The following is a 15,590-nucleotide window of genomic DNA, read 5'->3' on the forward strand; positions in this document are numbered from 1 at the left end:
GCCGGCGGGCGGGGCGGGGCGGGCAAGGGCAGGGCAGGTCAGTTCAGGGCAGGTCAGTTCAGGTCGAGCAGTTCGACCGCGCCCGTGATGTCCTCGTCGCCGTGCCCCGCGGCGAGCCACCGCTCCAAGAGGGACATGTACGGCGTCAGCAGCTCCGCGCTCACGCCCTGCTCCTCGGCCGTGGCCAGCAGGGTGGCGTTGGCCGCGACCTGCATCGCGAGGTTGGAGACGACGTCCTTGCCGTAGTCGCCGCTCTGCAGCTGGTCGGCGGTCATGTGCGCGGCGGGCGCCATCGCGCCGAGCCACGACACGAGCAGCGGCGCGAAGTCCTTGGGGGCGATGCCCTCCTTGCGGATCAGCGCGAAGGCGTGCAGCACGCCCGCGAACATGCCGCTCATCGCGCTCAGCAGCGCCACGTCGTGCAGCGCCGCGAAGCCCGGGTCCGCGCCGACGTAACGGGTGGCGGTCGGCACGGCGAGGGTTTCGCCGTGCTCCTCGAAGAGCCCGGGCGACCCGCTGTAGAGGACATACGCCCCCGACCCCGGCTCCCCGACCATCGGCGGTACGGCCATGATCCCGGCGTCCAGGAAACGGGCGCCGCGCGCTTCGGCCCAGGCGGCGCGGGCGCGGCCCTCGGCCGGTGTGCCGGTGGTCAGGTTCACCACGTCACGGCCGGACAGGTCGGCGCCATCGAGGGCTTCGCCGACCGAGGCGTCGTCCAGCAGACAGACGACGACCAGCCGGCTCGCGGCCACCGCCTCGGCGGCGCTCGCGGCGACGGTCGCGCCTTCGGCGGCCAGCGGTTCGGCGCGGGCGGACGTGCGGTTCCAGACGGTCACCGGGTGTCCGGCGGCGAGCCAGGCGCGGGCCAGGGCGGTACCCATGGCGCCGGTGCCCAGGAGGGTCAGCGGGGTCGGGGTCGGGGTCGGAGCGGTAGTGGCAAGGGCGTTGTCAGTCATGGCGTTTAGGCTCGTCGCAGGGGAACAGTCCGCTCAAGTACGTACTTGAGAGTGGGTGGTTACCACCGGGAAAGAGTCCAGGCAGGGGGAGGGGCATCATGGCGATCGGTCGACGTCCGGGGGCGTACGTCTGCGGGACCGACGCGGCGATGGACGTGATCGGCGGCAAGTGGAAGGTGGTCATCCTCTGGGAGCTGAGCGAGCGTCCGCACCGCTTCGGGGAGCTGCGCCGCGAGCTGCCGGGCGTGACCGAGAAGGTCCTCGCCGCACAGCTGCGCGAGCTGGAGGCCGACGGCATCGTGCACCGGGAGGCGTACGACGAGGTGCCGCCGCGTGTCGAGTACTCCCTGACGCCGCTCGGCGTCTCGCTCAACGCGGCCCTGGCTCCGCTCGGGACATGGGGCCGGGAGAACATCCTGGGTGCTCGTGCCGAGGGGTCAGCGGCTGCCGGTGAGATGCGCGAACACGACGACGTTGCCCTGATACCCGGTGGTCCGTGAGTAACCGCCGCCGCAGGTGATCACCCGCAGCTCGGGGCGTGGTGCCGCGCCGTACACCTTCTCGTCCGGGAATGCCTTCGCGTCGTACACCTCGACGGCGTCGACCGAGAAGAGGGCCGTGCCGCCGTCCCGTCGTTCCACCTCGATCGTGCCGCCCTTCTTCAGGGCGCCGAGCCGGTAGAACACGGCGGGCCCGTCGGCGTTGTCGACGTGGCCGGCGACGATCGCGGTGCCGGTCTCGCCCGGCGTGGTGCCGGCCTCGTACCAGCCGGCGAGGTTCTTGCGCTCGGCGGGCGGGACGTCGAGGCTGCCCGTCTTCGTCAGGCCCAGCCCCATGACGGGAGCGTCGACGCGGAGCGAGGGGATGCGGATGCGGTCGGGCGGGGAGGGGGGCAGCGCGAGGGCGGCGGACTGCCGGGGGTGCGGGTCGGCGGGAGTGCGGCCGGTCTCCCCGGCCGGCGGGTTCCTCCCGGCCTGCGGTGTCCTGTCGGCCGACGGTGTCCTCCCGGCCTGCGCGGCCGACGGCTGGGGCGGGGCGTGCGTCTCGCTGCCGTTGCGCAGTAGCCAGGCGCCGGAGCACAGGGCCAGGACGCTGACCGCGGCTATGAGGGTGTTGCCGACGCTCCTCTGACTGCGCACGCGAGCCTCCTGAGACTCTCCTCGGGCCGCCCGATCCCCCTCCGGGCCGCGAGGGGCGTCGGACCCGGAGGGGGAGGGGACGTGCGGTACCGGCGGACGGACAGCGGAGGGTGTCCGTCAGATCCCGTCGCCTCTCGCCCGGCGATGCAGGAGCCAGGTACCGCCCGCGGCGGCGACGGCGAGAGCCGTCACGCCGGCCGCGGTCTGCACGGGATCGCGGCCGAAAGCGCCGCCGACCCCCGTCTTCACACTTCCTCTCGGATGCACCTGGTCGCGCGTGGACGTCAGCGTGACCACCAGGTCGCCCGCCACCCGCCGACCGCCCTCGGCGCAGGTCGCGACGATCTCGTACGTGCCCGGCTGGGCGCTCGGCGGCACCGTGAACTTCCCGGCCGCGTCCTCCTCGTCCGAGCCCGGCGCCAGCGTGAAGGAACCGGCGCCCACCGCGCTGGCGTCGCCCGCCGCACCGCCGTCCCGGCACGCGGCCGTGTCCACCCTGACCTGCCCGCCCGGCACCACCGAGGACGGAAACACCTCCAGCTCGCCACCGTCGGCGCCGTACGCGGGCGCGACGGCGAGGCCGATGGCGCCGACGGCCAGCGCGGTCCCGGTCAGCAGACGGGCGGTACGTCGCATCGAGGCTCCTCCGAGCGCACGGACTCACGACCCGCGACACCCCCAAGTGCCGCCGCCTCGGCCGAGCCCCTGCTCTTCCGAGGTAAGGGGCAGTGGGGCGGGAGCGCTTCTCGAAAAAGCGCCGGGAATGGGGTGAACGGGTGTCGCGCAGAGGGGGACGGCTCCCCGAGGCGGGGGTGTTTCAGCAGGTCATCACGGGTCGTCGCCGGATCCGGGGCGGGTCGGGGAAGAGAACCCGTTGGGGGAGGGCCGGGGGTGTGAACGGGTGACCCTGGTCGGCGCCGGAGGTTCCGTCGGCCCGAGCCTGCGCTACCGCGGACCGCACTCCGCCAAGACCTCACCCACCGCCCGCCTCACCCACCGCCCCCCTCCCCACCCCCGCCGGCACCGGATTCATCCCGTTCCCGCAGACGTCGCCGTAGTGGTTCGCCGTAGTAGTGCTCCGCCAACAGCCCGAAGCACAGTGCCCACCCGCGCCCCGACCCCGAAGGCGCCGAAGTCGATGACAGCGGTGAGGTGGCCGGAGGAGGTCAGCAGACTGCCCGGGAGGAGGTCGCCGTGGAGCCAGACGGGGGCGTCGTCCCACTGGGGAAGGCGGAGCGCGTCCTCCCAGGCGGCCGTCGCCACGGTCGCGTCCAGCGTGCCGGCGCCCAGGTCGCGGATCGCGGTCCGGACGGCGGCGTCGTTCAGTCCGGCCGGGCCGCGGAATCGCAGAGTCGGGTGAGTGGCGCGTCGTAGGCATGAGGCCGTCGACCCTTCGCGGGCGGTGCCGGCACGGTGCGGGGGGAGATGCGGGGCGTGACCAGCCACGAACCACCCGCACCCGGCCACGCACCCCCACCCCTACGGCGCGCCGAACCGCTGTCAGCCCACGTTCACCGCACTCCAGGCCGCCCCCACCGCGCCGTACTCCACACTCCCGGCCCCGTACAGGTCCTTCGCCGCGTTGAGCGTCGAAGTCCGCGCCCCCGCATAGTTCGTCGAGGACGTCATGTAGACGGTCAGCGCCCGGTACCAGATCTTGCCGAGCTTGTCCCGGCCGATCCCCGTCACCGAAGACCCGTCACAGGTCGGCGAGTTGTAACCGACCCCGTTCACCGTCTTCGCACCACTGCCCTCGGCCAGCAGATACGCGAAGTGATTCCCGATCCCCGACGAGTAGTGCACGTCGAGATCCTTCGCCGCCGGACTCCAGCAGTCGACCGAGCTGCCGTCCTTCGACGGCTTGTCCATGTAACGCAGGGCACCGCGGGGGAACCCGGACCGCACGACCTTCTCGCCGATCAGATAGTCACCCGGGTCGGCGGGGTTGCCCGCGTGGAACTCCACCAGCGTGCCGAAGACATCCGACGTGGCCTCGTTCAGCCCGCCGGACTCGCCCGAGTACGTCAGCGCCGCGGTCTTCGACGTCACGCCGTGCGTCATCTCGTGCCCGGCCACGTCCAGCGACACCAGCGGACCGAGCTGGGTGCCGTCACCGTCGCCGTACGTCATGCAGAAGCAACTGTCGTCCCAGAAGGCGTTGTTGTAGTCGTTGCCGTAGTGCACCCGGTTGAACGACCCCTTGCCGTCGCCCGCGATGCCCTTACGCCCGTGGACGTCCTCGTAGTAGTCCCACGTCATGTCCGTGCCGTACTGCGCGTCCACCGCGGCCGTCGAGCGGTCGGTCCCCGTACCGGAGCCCCAGTGGTTGTCGGCGTCGGTGAAGACCGTCGCCGGGGCGCGGTTGAGACAGATGGCGAGGATGCACAGGTCCGTCTTGTTCGCCGCGTCGCCGGTGTACGTGCCGCCGCGCGTCGCGTCCTTCAACTGGTACGTCGATCCGGACGCCGTCGTCTCCAACGGCACCGTGCCCCCGTACAGCGACTTCCCGTCGCCCGTCGCGTGCTCGACGCTGTCCCACGTGTCGATCTTCGCGCCGGTGCGGGCGTCGGTCAGCGTGGTGCGGGCGACCGGGTTGCCCGCGGAGTCCTGGGCGACCGCGTCGGTCCGCCAGGCCAGCTTCGGGGCGCCGTGCAGGGCGTCGACGACCAGCTCGGGCCTGGACGTCAGCCTCTTCAGCGTCTCGCCGACGTTCGCGGCCCGCAGCACGCTCGCCGCGAGGTCGGCCGCCTTCGGTGCCGAGACCTTGGGTGTCACGCTCGTCAGGGAGATCGCGCTCGTGGTGGCGCGGGAGGCGCCGCGGTAGCTGCCGTCCTTCGCGAGATGGACGACGAAGTCACCGCCGAGGACCGGCAGTCGGCGGTATGTGCGGTCGTAGCGGACGTGCTGGGTGCCGTCCGCGTCCACGATCACATCCCGCACGGTGGTGTCCTGAGCGGCCGTCAGCCCCAGGCGGCCGGCCCGGTCCTTGAGGACGGACGCCGCGTTCTCGACGGCGATGGCCCTCGTCGGACTGTCGTCCGCGCCGGCGGTGGGGGACAGGGCGGTGGCCAGCAGGGCGGCGACGGCGGCGGCGATGCCCGCCGTGGCAAGTCGGGAACCCCGGATGTGCGGCCGTATTCGGCTCATCGGTCTCCTTGAACTGGGCGGCGCAGCGGATGCCCAAGATTCAAGGGGGCGTGCACATGTCGTGACCAGGGTGAATACGTGGAGGTGTGTGAGGGGAGAGAATCGTTTCCGTGACCCCCTCTCCCCGACTCCCGTTCTTCGTCTACGGCACCCTGCGCCCCGGAGAGCCCAACCACGCCCCGTTCCTGCGCGGCCGCACCCTCACCGAGGAACCGGCGCGACTCGTCGGGGCGGTGCTGTACGACGGCCCGGGCTACCCGTACGCCGTCGAGGAACGCGGCGACAGCGGCACCGTCCACGGCGAGCTCGTCACCGCCCGCCCCGAGGAGTACCCGGCGCTCCTGGCCGCCCTCGACCGCCTGGAGGAGTTCGCCCCGGGCGACCCGCGCAACCTCTACGACCGCGTCGCCCGCGAGGTGGTCCGCGAGTCCGACGGAACGGCCGTACGGGCCTGGGTGTATGTCGCCGCCCCGTCCGTCGCCGCGCGTCTGCGCGCCCACGGCAAGCTCATCGAGAGCGGCGACTGGATGGCGACCCGGCCGCCGGGCTGAGTCACGCGGCCGTCAGGCTCAACAGGCCCCGCCCGGCTACGACTTCACCGCCTCCACCCGCACCGCGCACGCCTTGAACTCCGGCATCCGTGACGTCGGGTCCAGCGCCGGGTTGGTCAGGGTGTTGGCGCGGCCCTCGCCCGGCCAGTGGAAGGGCATGAAGACCGTGTCCGGGCGGATGCCGGTCGTGATGCGGGCGGGGGCCACCGCCCGGCCCCGGCGCGAGACCACGGCCACCGGGTCGCCCTCGGCCGCCCCGAGCCGCGCCGCAAGGCGGGGGTGCAGCTCCACGAACGGGCCCGGCGCGGCGGCGTTCAGCTCGTCGACGCGGCGGGTCTGGGCGCCGGACTGGTACTGGGCCACGACCCGGCCGGTCGTCAGGAGGACCGGGTACTCGTCGTCGGGCTCCTCGGCGATGGCCCGGTACGAGACGGGGACGAACCTCGCCCGTCCGTCCGGGGTGGCGAACCGGTCGAGGAAGAGGCGGGGCGTGCCGGGGTGCGCCGGGCTGCCGCTCCCGACGGCCGGCGAGGTCCCCTCACCGCCCGCGGATCCCTCCTCGTCCTCATGGTCCTCCGCGCCCGGCACCGCCGGACACGGCCAGAACACCCCGTTCTCCTCCGCCAGCCTTCCGTAAGTGATCCCCGAGTAGTCCGCCGGCCCGCCCGCACTCGCCCGGCGCAACTCCTCGAAGACCTCCTCGGGGTCGGTCGGGAAGCCCTTCTCCAGGCCCCGTTCCCCGCCCAGTCGCGCGGCGAGCTCGTGCATGACCTCCAGGTCGCTGCGGACGCCCTCCGGAGCGGTGATCGCGCGCCGCCGCAGCAGCACCCGTCCCTCCAGGTTGGTCGTCGTGCCCGTCTCCTCGGCCCACTGGGTCACGGGCAGTACGACATCCGCGAGCGCCGCCGTCTCCGACAGCACCACGTCGCAGACCGCAAGGAAGTCAAGGGACTTGATGCGTTCCTCGATGTGCGCGGCACGCGGCGCCGACACCACCGGGTTGGACCCCATCAGCAGCAGTGACCTGATGTCCGTGCCCAGGGCGTCCAGCAACTCGTACGCGCTGCGCCCCGGCCCGGGCAGGCTGTCCGGGTCCACGCCCCACACCTCGGCGACATGCCGCCGCGCCGCCGGGTCGTCCAGCTTGCGGTAGCCGGGCAACTGGTCGGCCTTCTGGCCGTGTTCACGCCCGCCCTGTCCGTTGCCCTGCCCGGTGAGGCAGCCGTACCCGGACAGCGGCCGGCCGGCCCGCCCCGTGGCCAGGCAGAGGTTGATCCACGCGCCCACCGTGTCCGTGCCCTTGGCCTGCTGCTCGGGCCCGCGCGCGGTGAGCACCATCGCGCGCTCCGGCTCGCAGAACATCCGTACGGTTTCCCGGAGTTGGGGGACGGACACCCCCGTGATGCGCTCCACGTACTCCGGCCAGTGCGCCATCGCGGCGGCCCGCGCGTCCTCCCAGCCGGCCGTGCGCTCCCGGACGTACTCCTCGTCCACCCGTCCCTCGGCGACGACCAGGTGCAGCAGACCGAGGGCCAGCGCGAGGTCGGTGCCGGGGCGGGGTGCCAGATGCAGATCCGCCTGCTCGGCGGTCTTCGTGCGGCGCGGGTCGATGACGATCAGCGTGCCGCCGTTCTCGCGCAGCTCGGTGAAGTAGCGCAGTGACGGCGGCATGGTCTCCGCGAGGTTGGAGCCGACGAGGATCACGCAGCCGGTCTTCGGGATGTCCTCCAGCGGGAACGGCAGCCCTCGGTCGAGCCCGAACGCCTTCATCCCGGCCGCGGCCGCCGACGACATGCAGAAGCGGCCGTTGTAGTCGATCTGCGAGGTGCCGAGCACGATCCTCGCGAACTTGCCCAGGCTGTACGCCTTCTCGTTCGTCAGACCGCCCCCGCCGAAGACCCCGCACGCGTCCGGGCCATGTTCCGTACGCGTGCGTGCCAGGCCCTCGGCGACGCGGTCCAGCGCCTCTTCCCAGGTGGCGGGCGTGAGCGTGCCGCCCGAGCGCACCAGCGGCGAGCTCAGCCGGACGCCCGACGCCAGCACCGCGGGCGCCGTACGGCCCTTGCCGCACAGCGCCCCCTTGTTCACCGGGAAGTCCGGGCGCTCGACCACCGCGACACCCCCGTCCTGCAGGGGCGTGAGGTTCATACCGCACTGCAGGGCGCAGTACGGGCAGTGCGTGGGCGTCGCGGAGTTCGGCATACCGTTCAGCGTGCTTCCGGCGTGTTACGTGCACGACGGCCCCCTGTTACGCGGCAGGCACGGTGCCCTCCCCGTCGCCGTCCGGCCGCGGTGAGGCCCCTGGACCTGGGCATACGCAAGGGCGGGAGCGGGGCCGTCGCCCCACTCCCGCCCGATCGGGGACGGTCCTTGGTCAGAGGCATGCGCCGATGCCGTCGGGCGCCGCTATCGCTCCGCCGCCAACGCGTTCGCCACCCCGGCCTCCCTCGGCCCGAGGAAACGGGGGTCCGGTTCGAGGACGGCGTCCAGGGCCGCCTTGCCGGCCGCGAAGATCTCCCGCGTCCCGCCGTAGTACCAGGTGGCGTCGTGCCTGGCGTCGACCCCGACGCCGTACGACGTCACCCCCGCCTCCTGGCACAGCGCGACCGCCCGCCGGATGTGGAAGCCCTGGCTGATCAGCACCGCCTCGTCGACGCCGAAGATCTTCTTGGCGCGGACGCAGGAGTCCCAGGTGTCGAAGCCGGCGTAGTCGCTCACGATCCGCGAGTCGGGCACACCGTGCCGGGTCAGATACGCGCGCATCGCGTCGGGCTCGTCGTAGTCCTCGCGGCTGTTGTCGCCGGTGACGAGGACGACCTTGATCCGGCCGTCGCGGTAGAGCTTCGCCGCCGCGTCGAGCCGGTGCGCGAGATAAGGGGACGGCTCGCCCGCCCACAACCCGGCGCCGAAGACGACGGCGACATCGGTGCGCGGCACGTCCGCCGTGGTCCGCAGCCGGTCACCGGTGACGACGTACATCCAGGTGGCCGGAAGCAGCCCCAGCACGCATCCGGACATCACGGCCTGCACCAGCCGCCGCTGCCCGGCGCGGGTGTGCGGCAGACGTGGTCGAGGCAGCTTCGGTCGGCGCATCGGATGGTCCCTCCCCGGGTCGGCACACGGCCTGTACTCGACAGTCAGGGACGTCCTGTCGTCCTCCCCGGTTCACCGTATGCGGCGTGACCAGCTTCACTTCCCGCCCGAAACCACAGGTCACGCCCGCTCACACCCCCGGGTACCGCATCGTGAACCCGGTGTAAGAACCCGTCATTCCTGCGAAACGGGGAGGCAACGTCCCGCCGCCACCATCGGTTCATGACGGCGTCGAACCCTCTTCACGACGAGTCCACGACCGCCCACCTCGACAGTACGGCGCACCTCATGAACCGGATCAGCAGCCAGCTCGCCAGCCAGCTCAGCCTCGTCTCGCTCGACGGCAGGCGGCGCCCCGAGGCACCCGCGCTCGTCGTCGTGGCCCACGGCAGCCGCGACCCGCGGGCCCTGAGCACCGTACGCGCGCTGCTCGGCAAGGTTCGCGCCCTGCGCCCCGGCCTGCCGGTCCACCTCGGCCACATCGAGCTGAACGAACCCCTGCTCCCGGACACCCTCGCCGCCCTCGGCGACCGGGAGGCGATCCTCGTCCCGCTCCTGCTGAGCCGCGGCTACCACATCAAGCGCGACATCCCCGAGATGGCCGCCGAGTCGCCGGTACACGCGCGCGTGGCCCCCGCCCTCGGCCCCCACCCCCTACTCGTGGAGGCCCTCTACGCCCGCCTGGTCGAGTCCGGCTGGCGCACCCGCATGGACGAGCCCACCCGCCGCGAGACCGCGGTGATCCTGGCCGCGGCGGGTTCCAGGGACCCCGAGTCCAAGCTCGACACCTCCCACACGGCCCACCTCCTGGCCAACCGCCTCGGCGTCCCGGTGATCCCGGCATACGCGACGACAGCGGCCCCCACGGTCCAGGACGCCCTACGCACCCTGGCCGCCCGGGGCCGCACCAGGGTCGCCATCGCGTCGTACTTCACGGCCCCGGGCCGCTTCGCGACGGAATGCGCGCAGGCGGCCCCCTGGATCGCGTCGGCCCCGCTGGGCACGCACCCGGCGATGGCCCGCCTTCTGCTCCACCGCTACGACCAGATGCTGAAAAAGGGGCGCGGGGCGGTATCGATATGCGGCTCCGCCGCGTGGGCGCGACCAGCCACACACCACCCGCACTCGCCACACGACAGAACCCGGCAGGCGACCAGGCGCAACACGACCCTCCGTTTGTCAGTGTCTGCCCGTACTGTCGGTGCATGTACTACGACGAGTCGGCAGTCGAACGCTGGGCCCCCGAACCCGACAAGCGCCCAGGCCGCACGGCCTTCCAACGCGATCGCGCCCGCGTACTGCACTCCGCTGCCCTCAGAAGGCTCGCCGGCAAGACCCAGGTAGTCACCCCAGGAACCCACAGCCACGCCTGGGACCCCAGCCCCCGCACCCGCCTCACCCACTCCCTGGAGTGCGCCCAGGTGGGCCGAGAGCTGGGCGCAGCCCTCGGCTGCGACCCCGACCTCGTGGAGGCCGCGTGCCTCTCCCACGACCTGGGCCATCCCCCCTTCGGCCACAACGGCGAGGTCGCGCTGAACGAGTTCGCCGAGGACTGCGGCGGCTTCGAGGGCAACGCCCAGTCGCTGAGACTCCTCACCCGCATCGAACCCAAACGGTTCACCCCGGAGGGCTCCGTCGGCCTCAACCTCACCCGCGCCACCCTCGACGGTGCCACCAAGTACCCCTGGCCCCGCGGCGCCCACCCCACCGACCCGAACTCCCCGAAGTTCGGCGTCTACGAGGACGACCGTCCCGTCTTCGACTGGGTCCGCAAGGACGCCCCCGGCACCCGCACGACCTTCGAGGCGCAGGTCATGGACTGGTCCGACGACGTGGCGTACTCCGTGCACGACGTCGAGGACGGCCTGCACGCGGGCCACGTCGACCCCAACTGCCTGCACGCGGAACCCGAGCGCCAGACGGTCTTCGCCGTCGCCATCGGCCGCTACGTCCCCGAGGACACCGACCCGGCGGAACTGTCCGCCGCCCTCGACCGGCTCCAGGAGGAGCCGTGGTGGCCGCACGGCTACGACGGTTCGGCCGTCGCCCAGGCCCGCCTCAAGGACGCCACCAGCCAGCTCATCGGCCGTTTCTGCCTGGCCGCCGAGAGCGCCACGCGCGCCGCGTACGGCGACGGGCGGCTCTCCCGCTACGACGCGGAACTCGTCGTACCGCACGAGACCCGCCTGGAGTGCGCGGTCCTCAAGGCCGTCGCCGACCGGTACGTCATGCAGCGCGCCGAGCAGGAGCGGCTCCGCGCCGACCAGCGGATCGTGGTCGCCGAACTGGCCGAGGCGCTCACGGCCCGCGCGCCCGAGGGGCTGGACCCGCAGTTCCGGGCCCTGTTCGACACGGCCGCCGACGACCGTGCCCGCAAGCGCGTGATCGTCGACCAGATCGCCTCCCTGACGGACGCGTCGGCGCGCGCCCTGCACGAGCGGCTCACGCGCAGGGCGTAGCGCCCAGGCATACGGCGCGGTGCGCTCACCCGTGCGCGACGGGTGAGGCCCAAGAGGCGAACGGGCACCCGAAAGTGACCCTGCGTGGCCTGATCGGGTCACCCCCTCTTCCCGCATCACGCTGCGTGCGGGACGCTCGTGTGGCGGCACCCTTACGAGGAGGCATCAAGTGGTCGACGCGGATCAGACATTCGTCATCGTCGGAGGAGGACTCGCCGGCGCGAAGGCGGCCGAGACCCTTCGCGCGGAGGGCTTCACCGGGCGGGTGATACTGATCTGCGACGAGCGCGACCACCCGTACGAACGACCGCCCCTGTCCAAGGGCTACCTCCTCGGCAAGGAGGAGCGCGACAGCGTCTTCGTGCACGAGCCCGCCTGGTACGCGCGCAACGACATCGAATTGCACCTCGGCCAGACCGTCGACGCGATCGACCGTACGGCGAAGACGGTGCGGTTCGGCGAGGACGGCACCGTCGTCCACTACGACAAGCTCCTGCTGGCCACCGGCGCCGAGCCGCGCCGCCTGGACATTCCGGGCACGGACCTGGCCGGCGTCCACCATCTGCGACGCCTCGCGCACGCCGAGCGCCTCAAGGGCGTCCTCGCCTCGCTCGGCCGGGACAACGGGCACATCGTGATCGCAGGCGCCGGCTGGATCGGCCTTGAGGTCGCGGCGGCGGCCCGGGAGTACGGCGCCGAGGTCACCGTCGTCGAGCACAACCCCACCCCGCTGCACGGCGTCCTCGGCCCCGAGCTGGGCGCCGTCTTCGCCGAGCTGCATCGCGAGCACGGGGTGCGGTTCCACTTCGGGCGGCGGCTGACGGAGATCGTCGGCCAGGACGGCATGGTGCTGGCCGCCCGCACCGACGACGGCGAGGAGCACCCCGCGCACGACGTCCTGGCGGCGATCGGCGCGGCTCCCCGTACGGGGTTGGCGGAAGCGGCGGGACTCGACATCGCCGACCGTGCGCAGGGTCGCGGCGTGGTGGTGGACGAACAGCTGCGCACCTCCGACCCCGACATCTACGCCGCCGGCGACGTCGCCTCCTTCCCGCACGCCCTCTTCGACACCCGGCTGCGGGTGGAGCACTGGGCGAACGCGCTGAACGGGGGACCGGCTGCGGCGCGGGCGATGCTCGGGCAGGACATCACCTACGACCGCGTCCCTTACTTCTTCTCCGACCAGTACGACCTGGGGATGGAGTACTCCGGCTGGGCGCCTCCGGGGTCGTACGACGAGGTGGTGATCCGGGGCGACGCGGGGAAGCGGGAGTTCATCGCGTTCTGGGTGAAGGACGGCCGGGTGCTGGCCGGGATGAACGTGAATGTGTGGGACGTCACAGAGCCGATTCAGCGACTTGTCCGTTCCGGGGCGCGGGTCGACACGGAGGCTTTGGCCGATCCTCATGTCGCTCTTGAGGGCCTGATCGCCTAGGCGCCTGCCGGGTTCGCTCGGCTCGCGGGTGCGGGTGGTGTGTGGCCGGTCGCGCGGTTCCCCGCGCCCCTGGGGGGTTCCAGCTCGCCCGGACATGTCAGTCCGCCCCCGTAGAATTCACGCGTGGCAGGACGGATCAACGACGAGGACGTGAAGGCGGTACGGGACGCGGTCCCGATCGACGCCGTGGTGTCCGAGTACCTCCAGCTGCGTAACGCGGGCGGCGGGAACCTCAAGGGACTGTGCCCGTTCCATGACGAGAAGTCGCCGTCCTTCCAGGTCAGCCCGAGCAAGGGACTCTTCCACTGCTTCGGCTGCCAGGAGGGCGGCGACACCATCACGTTCGTGATGAAGGTCGACCACCTCTCCTTCTCCGAGGCGGTCGAGCGCCTGGCCGGCCAGGCCGGCATCACCCTGCGCTACGAGGAGGGCGGGTACAACCCCTCCCACCAGCGCGGCGAGCGCATCCGCCTGGTCGAGGCCCACAAGATCGCCGCCGAGTGGTACGCCGAGCAGCTGGCCACCAGCCCCGAGGCCGACACCGGGCGGATCTTCCTCGCCGAGCGCGGCTTCGACCAGGCCGCCGCCCTGCACTTCGGCGTCGGCTACAGCCCGCAGGGCTGGGACCACCTCACCCGCTTCCTCCGCGGCAAGGGCTTCACGGACAAGGAACTCCTCCTCTCCGGGCTGGCGCAGGAGGGCCGCCGCGGCCCGATCGACCGCTTCCGGGGCCGCCTCATGTGGCCGATCCGCGACATCGGCGGCGAAGTCGTCGGCTTCGGCGCGCGGAAGCTGTACGAGGCGGACAACGGGCCCAAGTACCTCAACACCCCCGACACGGCGATCTACCGGAAGTCCCAGGTCCTCTACGGCATCGACCTCGCGAAGAAGGACATCGCCAAGGCCAGCCGCGCGGTCGTCGTCGAGGGCTACACCGACGTCATGGCCTGCCACCTCGCCGGGGTCACCACCGCCATCGCCACCTGCGGCACGGCCTTCGGCGGCGACCACATCAAGATCCTCCGCCGGCTCCTGATGGACAACGGCTCGGCCCGCGTCATCTTCACCTTCGACGGCGACGCGGCGGGCCAGAAGGCGGCCCTGCGCGCCTTCGAGGACGACCAGAAGTTCGCCGCGGAGACGTACATCGCCATCGCGCCGGACGGCATGGACCCCTGCGAACTGCGCCTGGCGAAGGGCGACGAGGCGGTCGCCGACCTGGCCGAACCGCGTACCCCGCTCTTCGAGTTCGCGCTCCGCCAGATCGTCGTCCGCTACGACCTCGACACCCCGGCGGGCCGCGCGGCGGCGCTCGACGAGGCGGCCCCGATCGTCGCCCGCATCAAGAACAGCGGGGCCCAGCACGAGGTGGCCGTCCAGCTCGCGGGCATGCTCGGCATCCTGGACACCCAGTTCGTGGTCAAGCGGGTGGCCCAGCTGGCGCGTTGGGCGCGCGACCGCGGCGGACGGGGCCCGGCGCCGACGTCCCGCGACGCACAGCAGCCGTACGACACCGCCCCCGCGCCCCGCACGTCCGGCCCGGCGCTGACCCTGCGCAACCCGGTGTACGCCACCGAACGCGAGCTCCTCAAACTCGCCCTCCAGCGCCCCGAGTTGGTCTCCCCGGCCTTCGACGCGTACGGCGTCGACGAGTTCACCGCCGCGCCCTACGCCGCCGTACGCCAGGCGATCATGGACGCGGGCGGCGCGGAGTACGGCATCCAGGACGCGCAGGAGTACCTGGTCCGGGTCCGGGACGCCGCCCCCGACGACCAGGTCCGCGCGATGGTGACGGAGCTGGCGGTCGAGGCGATCATGCGCAGGACCGTCGACGAGAACTACGCCGGCGAGCAGCTGGTCACCGTCCGCCGCCGCGCCGTGGAGCGCCGCGTCCGTGACGTCCAGAGCCAGCTGACCCGCCTGGGCGCGGGCGGCGACCCGGCCCAACTGGCCGCCGTGCAGAACGAACTGTGGGTGTTGCAGCAGTACGACCAGGCATTGCGGGGGCAGGGCGCGGCCGCCCTCTGAGCGTGCGATCAAGGTGTGACCGCCAAGTATCAGAGGGCGTCCACCGCGCTCACCTTCCAGCCGTCGCCCGTGCGGGACATCGTCATCCGCACCCGGTTCAGGTCCACCCGGGCCCCCGAGACCTGCGTGCTCTCGGTGACCTGGTTGACGAAGAGGAGGACCACGACCTCGTCCGGGGAGGCCGAGACCACGGAGGCGGCCGGGGCGCCGGTGGCGGGGGCGGCGATCTTTGCCTTCACCACGCCGTGGTACTTCTCGGCCGTCGGGCCGACCACCGTCTTCGTGGTCTTCCCGTACTCGTCGCGGAAGTCGCCGGTCAGGTGGATGCGGGCGCGGGCGAAGTCACGGTCCAGGTGACGGTAGTCGTACGACAGCACGACCGGCGCCGCCTTGCGAGCCGCCGCGATCGCGTCCGCTCGGGCGCTCTCCGCCTGACGGCCCTCCAGATACTGCCAGCCCAGTACGGCCACCGCCGCCAGGCCGGCCGCCGAGAGGGCGCCGAGCACCACGGTGAGCAATCGGCGTCGACGGGGCCGGCCACTGTCCTGCGGCGGCGCGTCCTCCTCGAACGACTCCAGAGACGGCTCGGGCGGGTCCTCCCAGCCGTTCTTCGGAGCGTCGATCAGTACGGTGCGGCCGGCGACGGTGGGTTCCCGGGCCGGTTCGAGGTGGCCGCGTTCCGCTCGCTTGGCCGCTGCGCGGGCTGCCGCCGTCATCGTGCGCCGGGCGGCCGTGCCGGGGGCGCGGCCGGTGATCGTCTTCGGCATGGTCGTACTCCT

At 72.3% G+C, this 15,590-nt stretch carries 13 protein-coding genes and 1 pseudogene; 6 read left to right on the top strand and 8 right to left on the bottom strand.

The window, feature by feature from the left end; genetic code table 11:
- Positions 1-53 precede the first annotated feature (53 nt).
- Entirely contained in the window at positions 54-959 is a 906-nt protein-coding gene (locus tag ADK36_RS44665) for an NAD(P)-dependent oxidoreductase (RefSeq protein WP_053201660.1), read from the bottom strand.
- A gap of 98 nt (positions 960-1,057) precedes the next feature.
- On the opposite strand from ADK36_RS44665, the gene ADK36_RS44670 reads away from it, so the two are divergent.
- Positions 1,058-1,459: a winged helix-turn-helix transcriptional regulator gene (locus ADK36_RS44670; protein WP_048584441.1), complete on the top strand. Its 402-nt coding sequence runs from the start codon at positions 1,058-1,060 to the stop codon at positions 1,457-1,459.
- Here the strand turns inward: ADK36_RS44670 and ADK36_RS44675 are convergent.
- The 4 genes from ADK36_RS44675 to ADK36_RS44690 form a co-directional block, all read right to left on the bottom strand.
- Entirely contained in the window at positions 1,397-2,098 is a 702-nt protein-coding gene (locus ADK36_RS44675) for a class F sortase (protein ID WP_048584440.1), read from the bottom strand. The genes ADK36_RS44670 and ADK36_RS44675 overlap by 63 nt on opposite strands.
- A gap of 117 nt (positions 2,099-2,215) precedes the next feature.
- Positions 2,216-2,734, bottom strand: coding sequence for a hypothetical protein (locus ADK36_RS44680; RefSeq protein ID WP_048584439.1), 519 nt, complete (start codon positions 2,732-2,734; stop codon positions 2,216-2,218).
- A 393-nt stretch (positions 2,735-3,127) separates the two neighbouring features.
- Positions 3,128-3,544 (bottom strand): phosphotransferase, encoded by a 417-nt coding sequence (locus tag ADK36_RS47560; RefSeq protein ID WP_234330108.1) that lies wholly within the window; start codon positions 3,542-3,544, stop codon positions 3,128-3,130.
- A gap of 54 nt (positions 3,545-3,598) precedes the next feature.
- The gene (locus ADK36_RS44690) at positions 3,599-5,245 is read right to left on the bottom strand and encodes a M4 family metallopeptidase (RefSeq protein WP_048584437.1); all 1,647 of its coding nucleotides are present in this window, start codon (positions 5,243-5,245) and stop codon (positions 3,599-3,601) included.
- Between the two features lie 110 nt (positions 5,246-5,355).
- On the opposite strand from ADK36_RS44690, the gene ADK36_RS44695 reads away from it, so the two are divergent.
- Complete coding sequence (locus ADK36_RS44695; RefSeq protein WP_199830379.1) at positions 5,356-5,796, top strand: gamma-glutamylcyclotransferase family protein; 441 nt, start codon at positions 5,356-5,358, stop codon at positions 5,794-5,796.
- Positions 5,797-5,832: 36 nt separating this feature from the next.
- On the opposite strand, the gene ADK36_RS44700 is transcribed toward ADK36_RS44695, so the two are convergent.
- Positions 5,833-7,998, bottom strand: a complete 2,166-nt coding sequence (locus ADK36_RS44700; RefSeq protein ID WP_048584435.1) for a molybdopterin oxidoreductase family protein — start codon at positions 7,996-7,998, stop codon at positions 5,833-5,835.
- 204 nt (positions 7,999-8,202) lie between these two features.
- A complete protein-coding gene (locus ADK36_RS44705) occupies positions 8,203-8,889 on the bottom strand; it encodes a SanA/YdcF family protein (RefSeq protein ID WP_048584434.1) in 687 nt (228 codons plus the stop codon).
- A 222-nt stretch (positions 8,890-9,111) separates the two neighbouring features.
- On the opposite strand from ADK36_RS44705, the pseudogene ADK36_RS44710 reads away from it, so the two are divergent.
- The 4 genes and pseudogenes from ADK36_RS44710 to dnaG form a co-directional block, all read left to right on the top strand.
- Positions 9,112-9,942: pseudogene (locus ADK36_RS44710) on the top strand (sirohydrochlorin chelatase); the annotation flags it as partial.
- 152 nt (positions 9,943-10,094) lie between these two features.
- Entirely contained in the window at positions 10,095-11,348 is a 1,254-nt protein-coding gene (locus ADK36_RS44715) for a deoxyguanosinetriphosphate triphosphohydrolase (RefSeq protein ID WP_048584432.1), read from the top strand.
- A 169-nt stretch (positions 11,349-11,517) separates the two neighbouring features.
- A complete protein-coding gene (locus tag ADK36_RS44720; RefSeq protein ID WP_048584431.1) occupies positions 11,518-12,783 on the top strand; it encodes an NAD(P)/FAD-dependent oxidoreductase in 1,266 nt (421 codons plus the stop codon).
- Positions 12,784-12,906: 123 nt separating this feature from the next.
- A complete protein-coding gene (dnaG, locus tag ADK36_RS44725; RefSeq protein ID WP_048584430.1) occupies positions 12,907-14,811 on the top strand; it encodes a DNA primase in 1,905 nt (634 codons plus the stop codon).
- A gap of 29 nt (positions 14,812-14,840) precedes the next feature.
- Here the strand turns inward: dnaG and ADK36_RS44730 are convergent, their stop codons facing one another.
- On the bottom strand, positions 14,841-15,578 hold the full coding sequence (locus tag ADK36_RS44730) for a hypothetical protein (RefSeq protein ID WP_053201664.1): 738 nt from the start codon (positions 15,576-15,578) through the stop codon (positions 14,841-14,843).
- Positions 15,579-15,590: the final 12 nt, after the last annotated feature.

The organism is Streptomyces viridochromogenes, assembly GCF_001270495.1.
Classification (GTDB): domain Bacteria; phylum Actinomycetota; class Actinomycetes; order Streptomycetales; family Streptomycetaceae; genus Streptomyces; species Streptomyces viridochromogenes_A.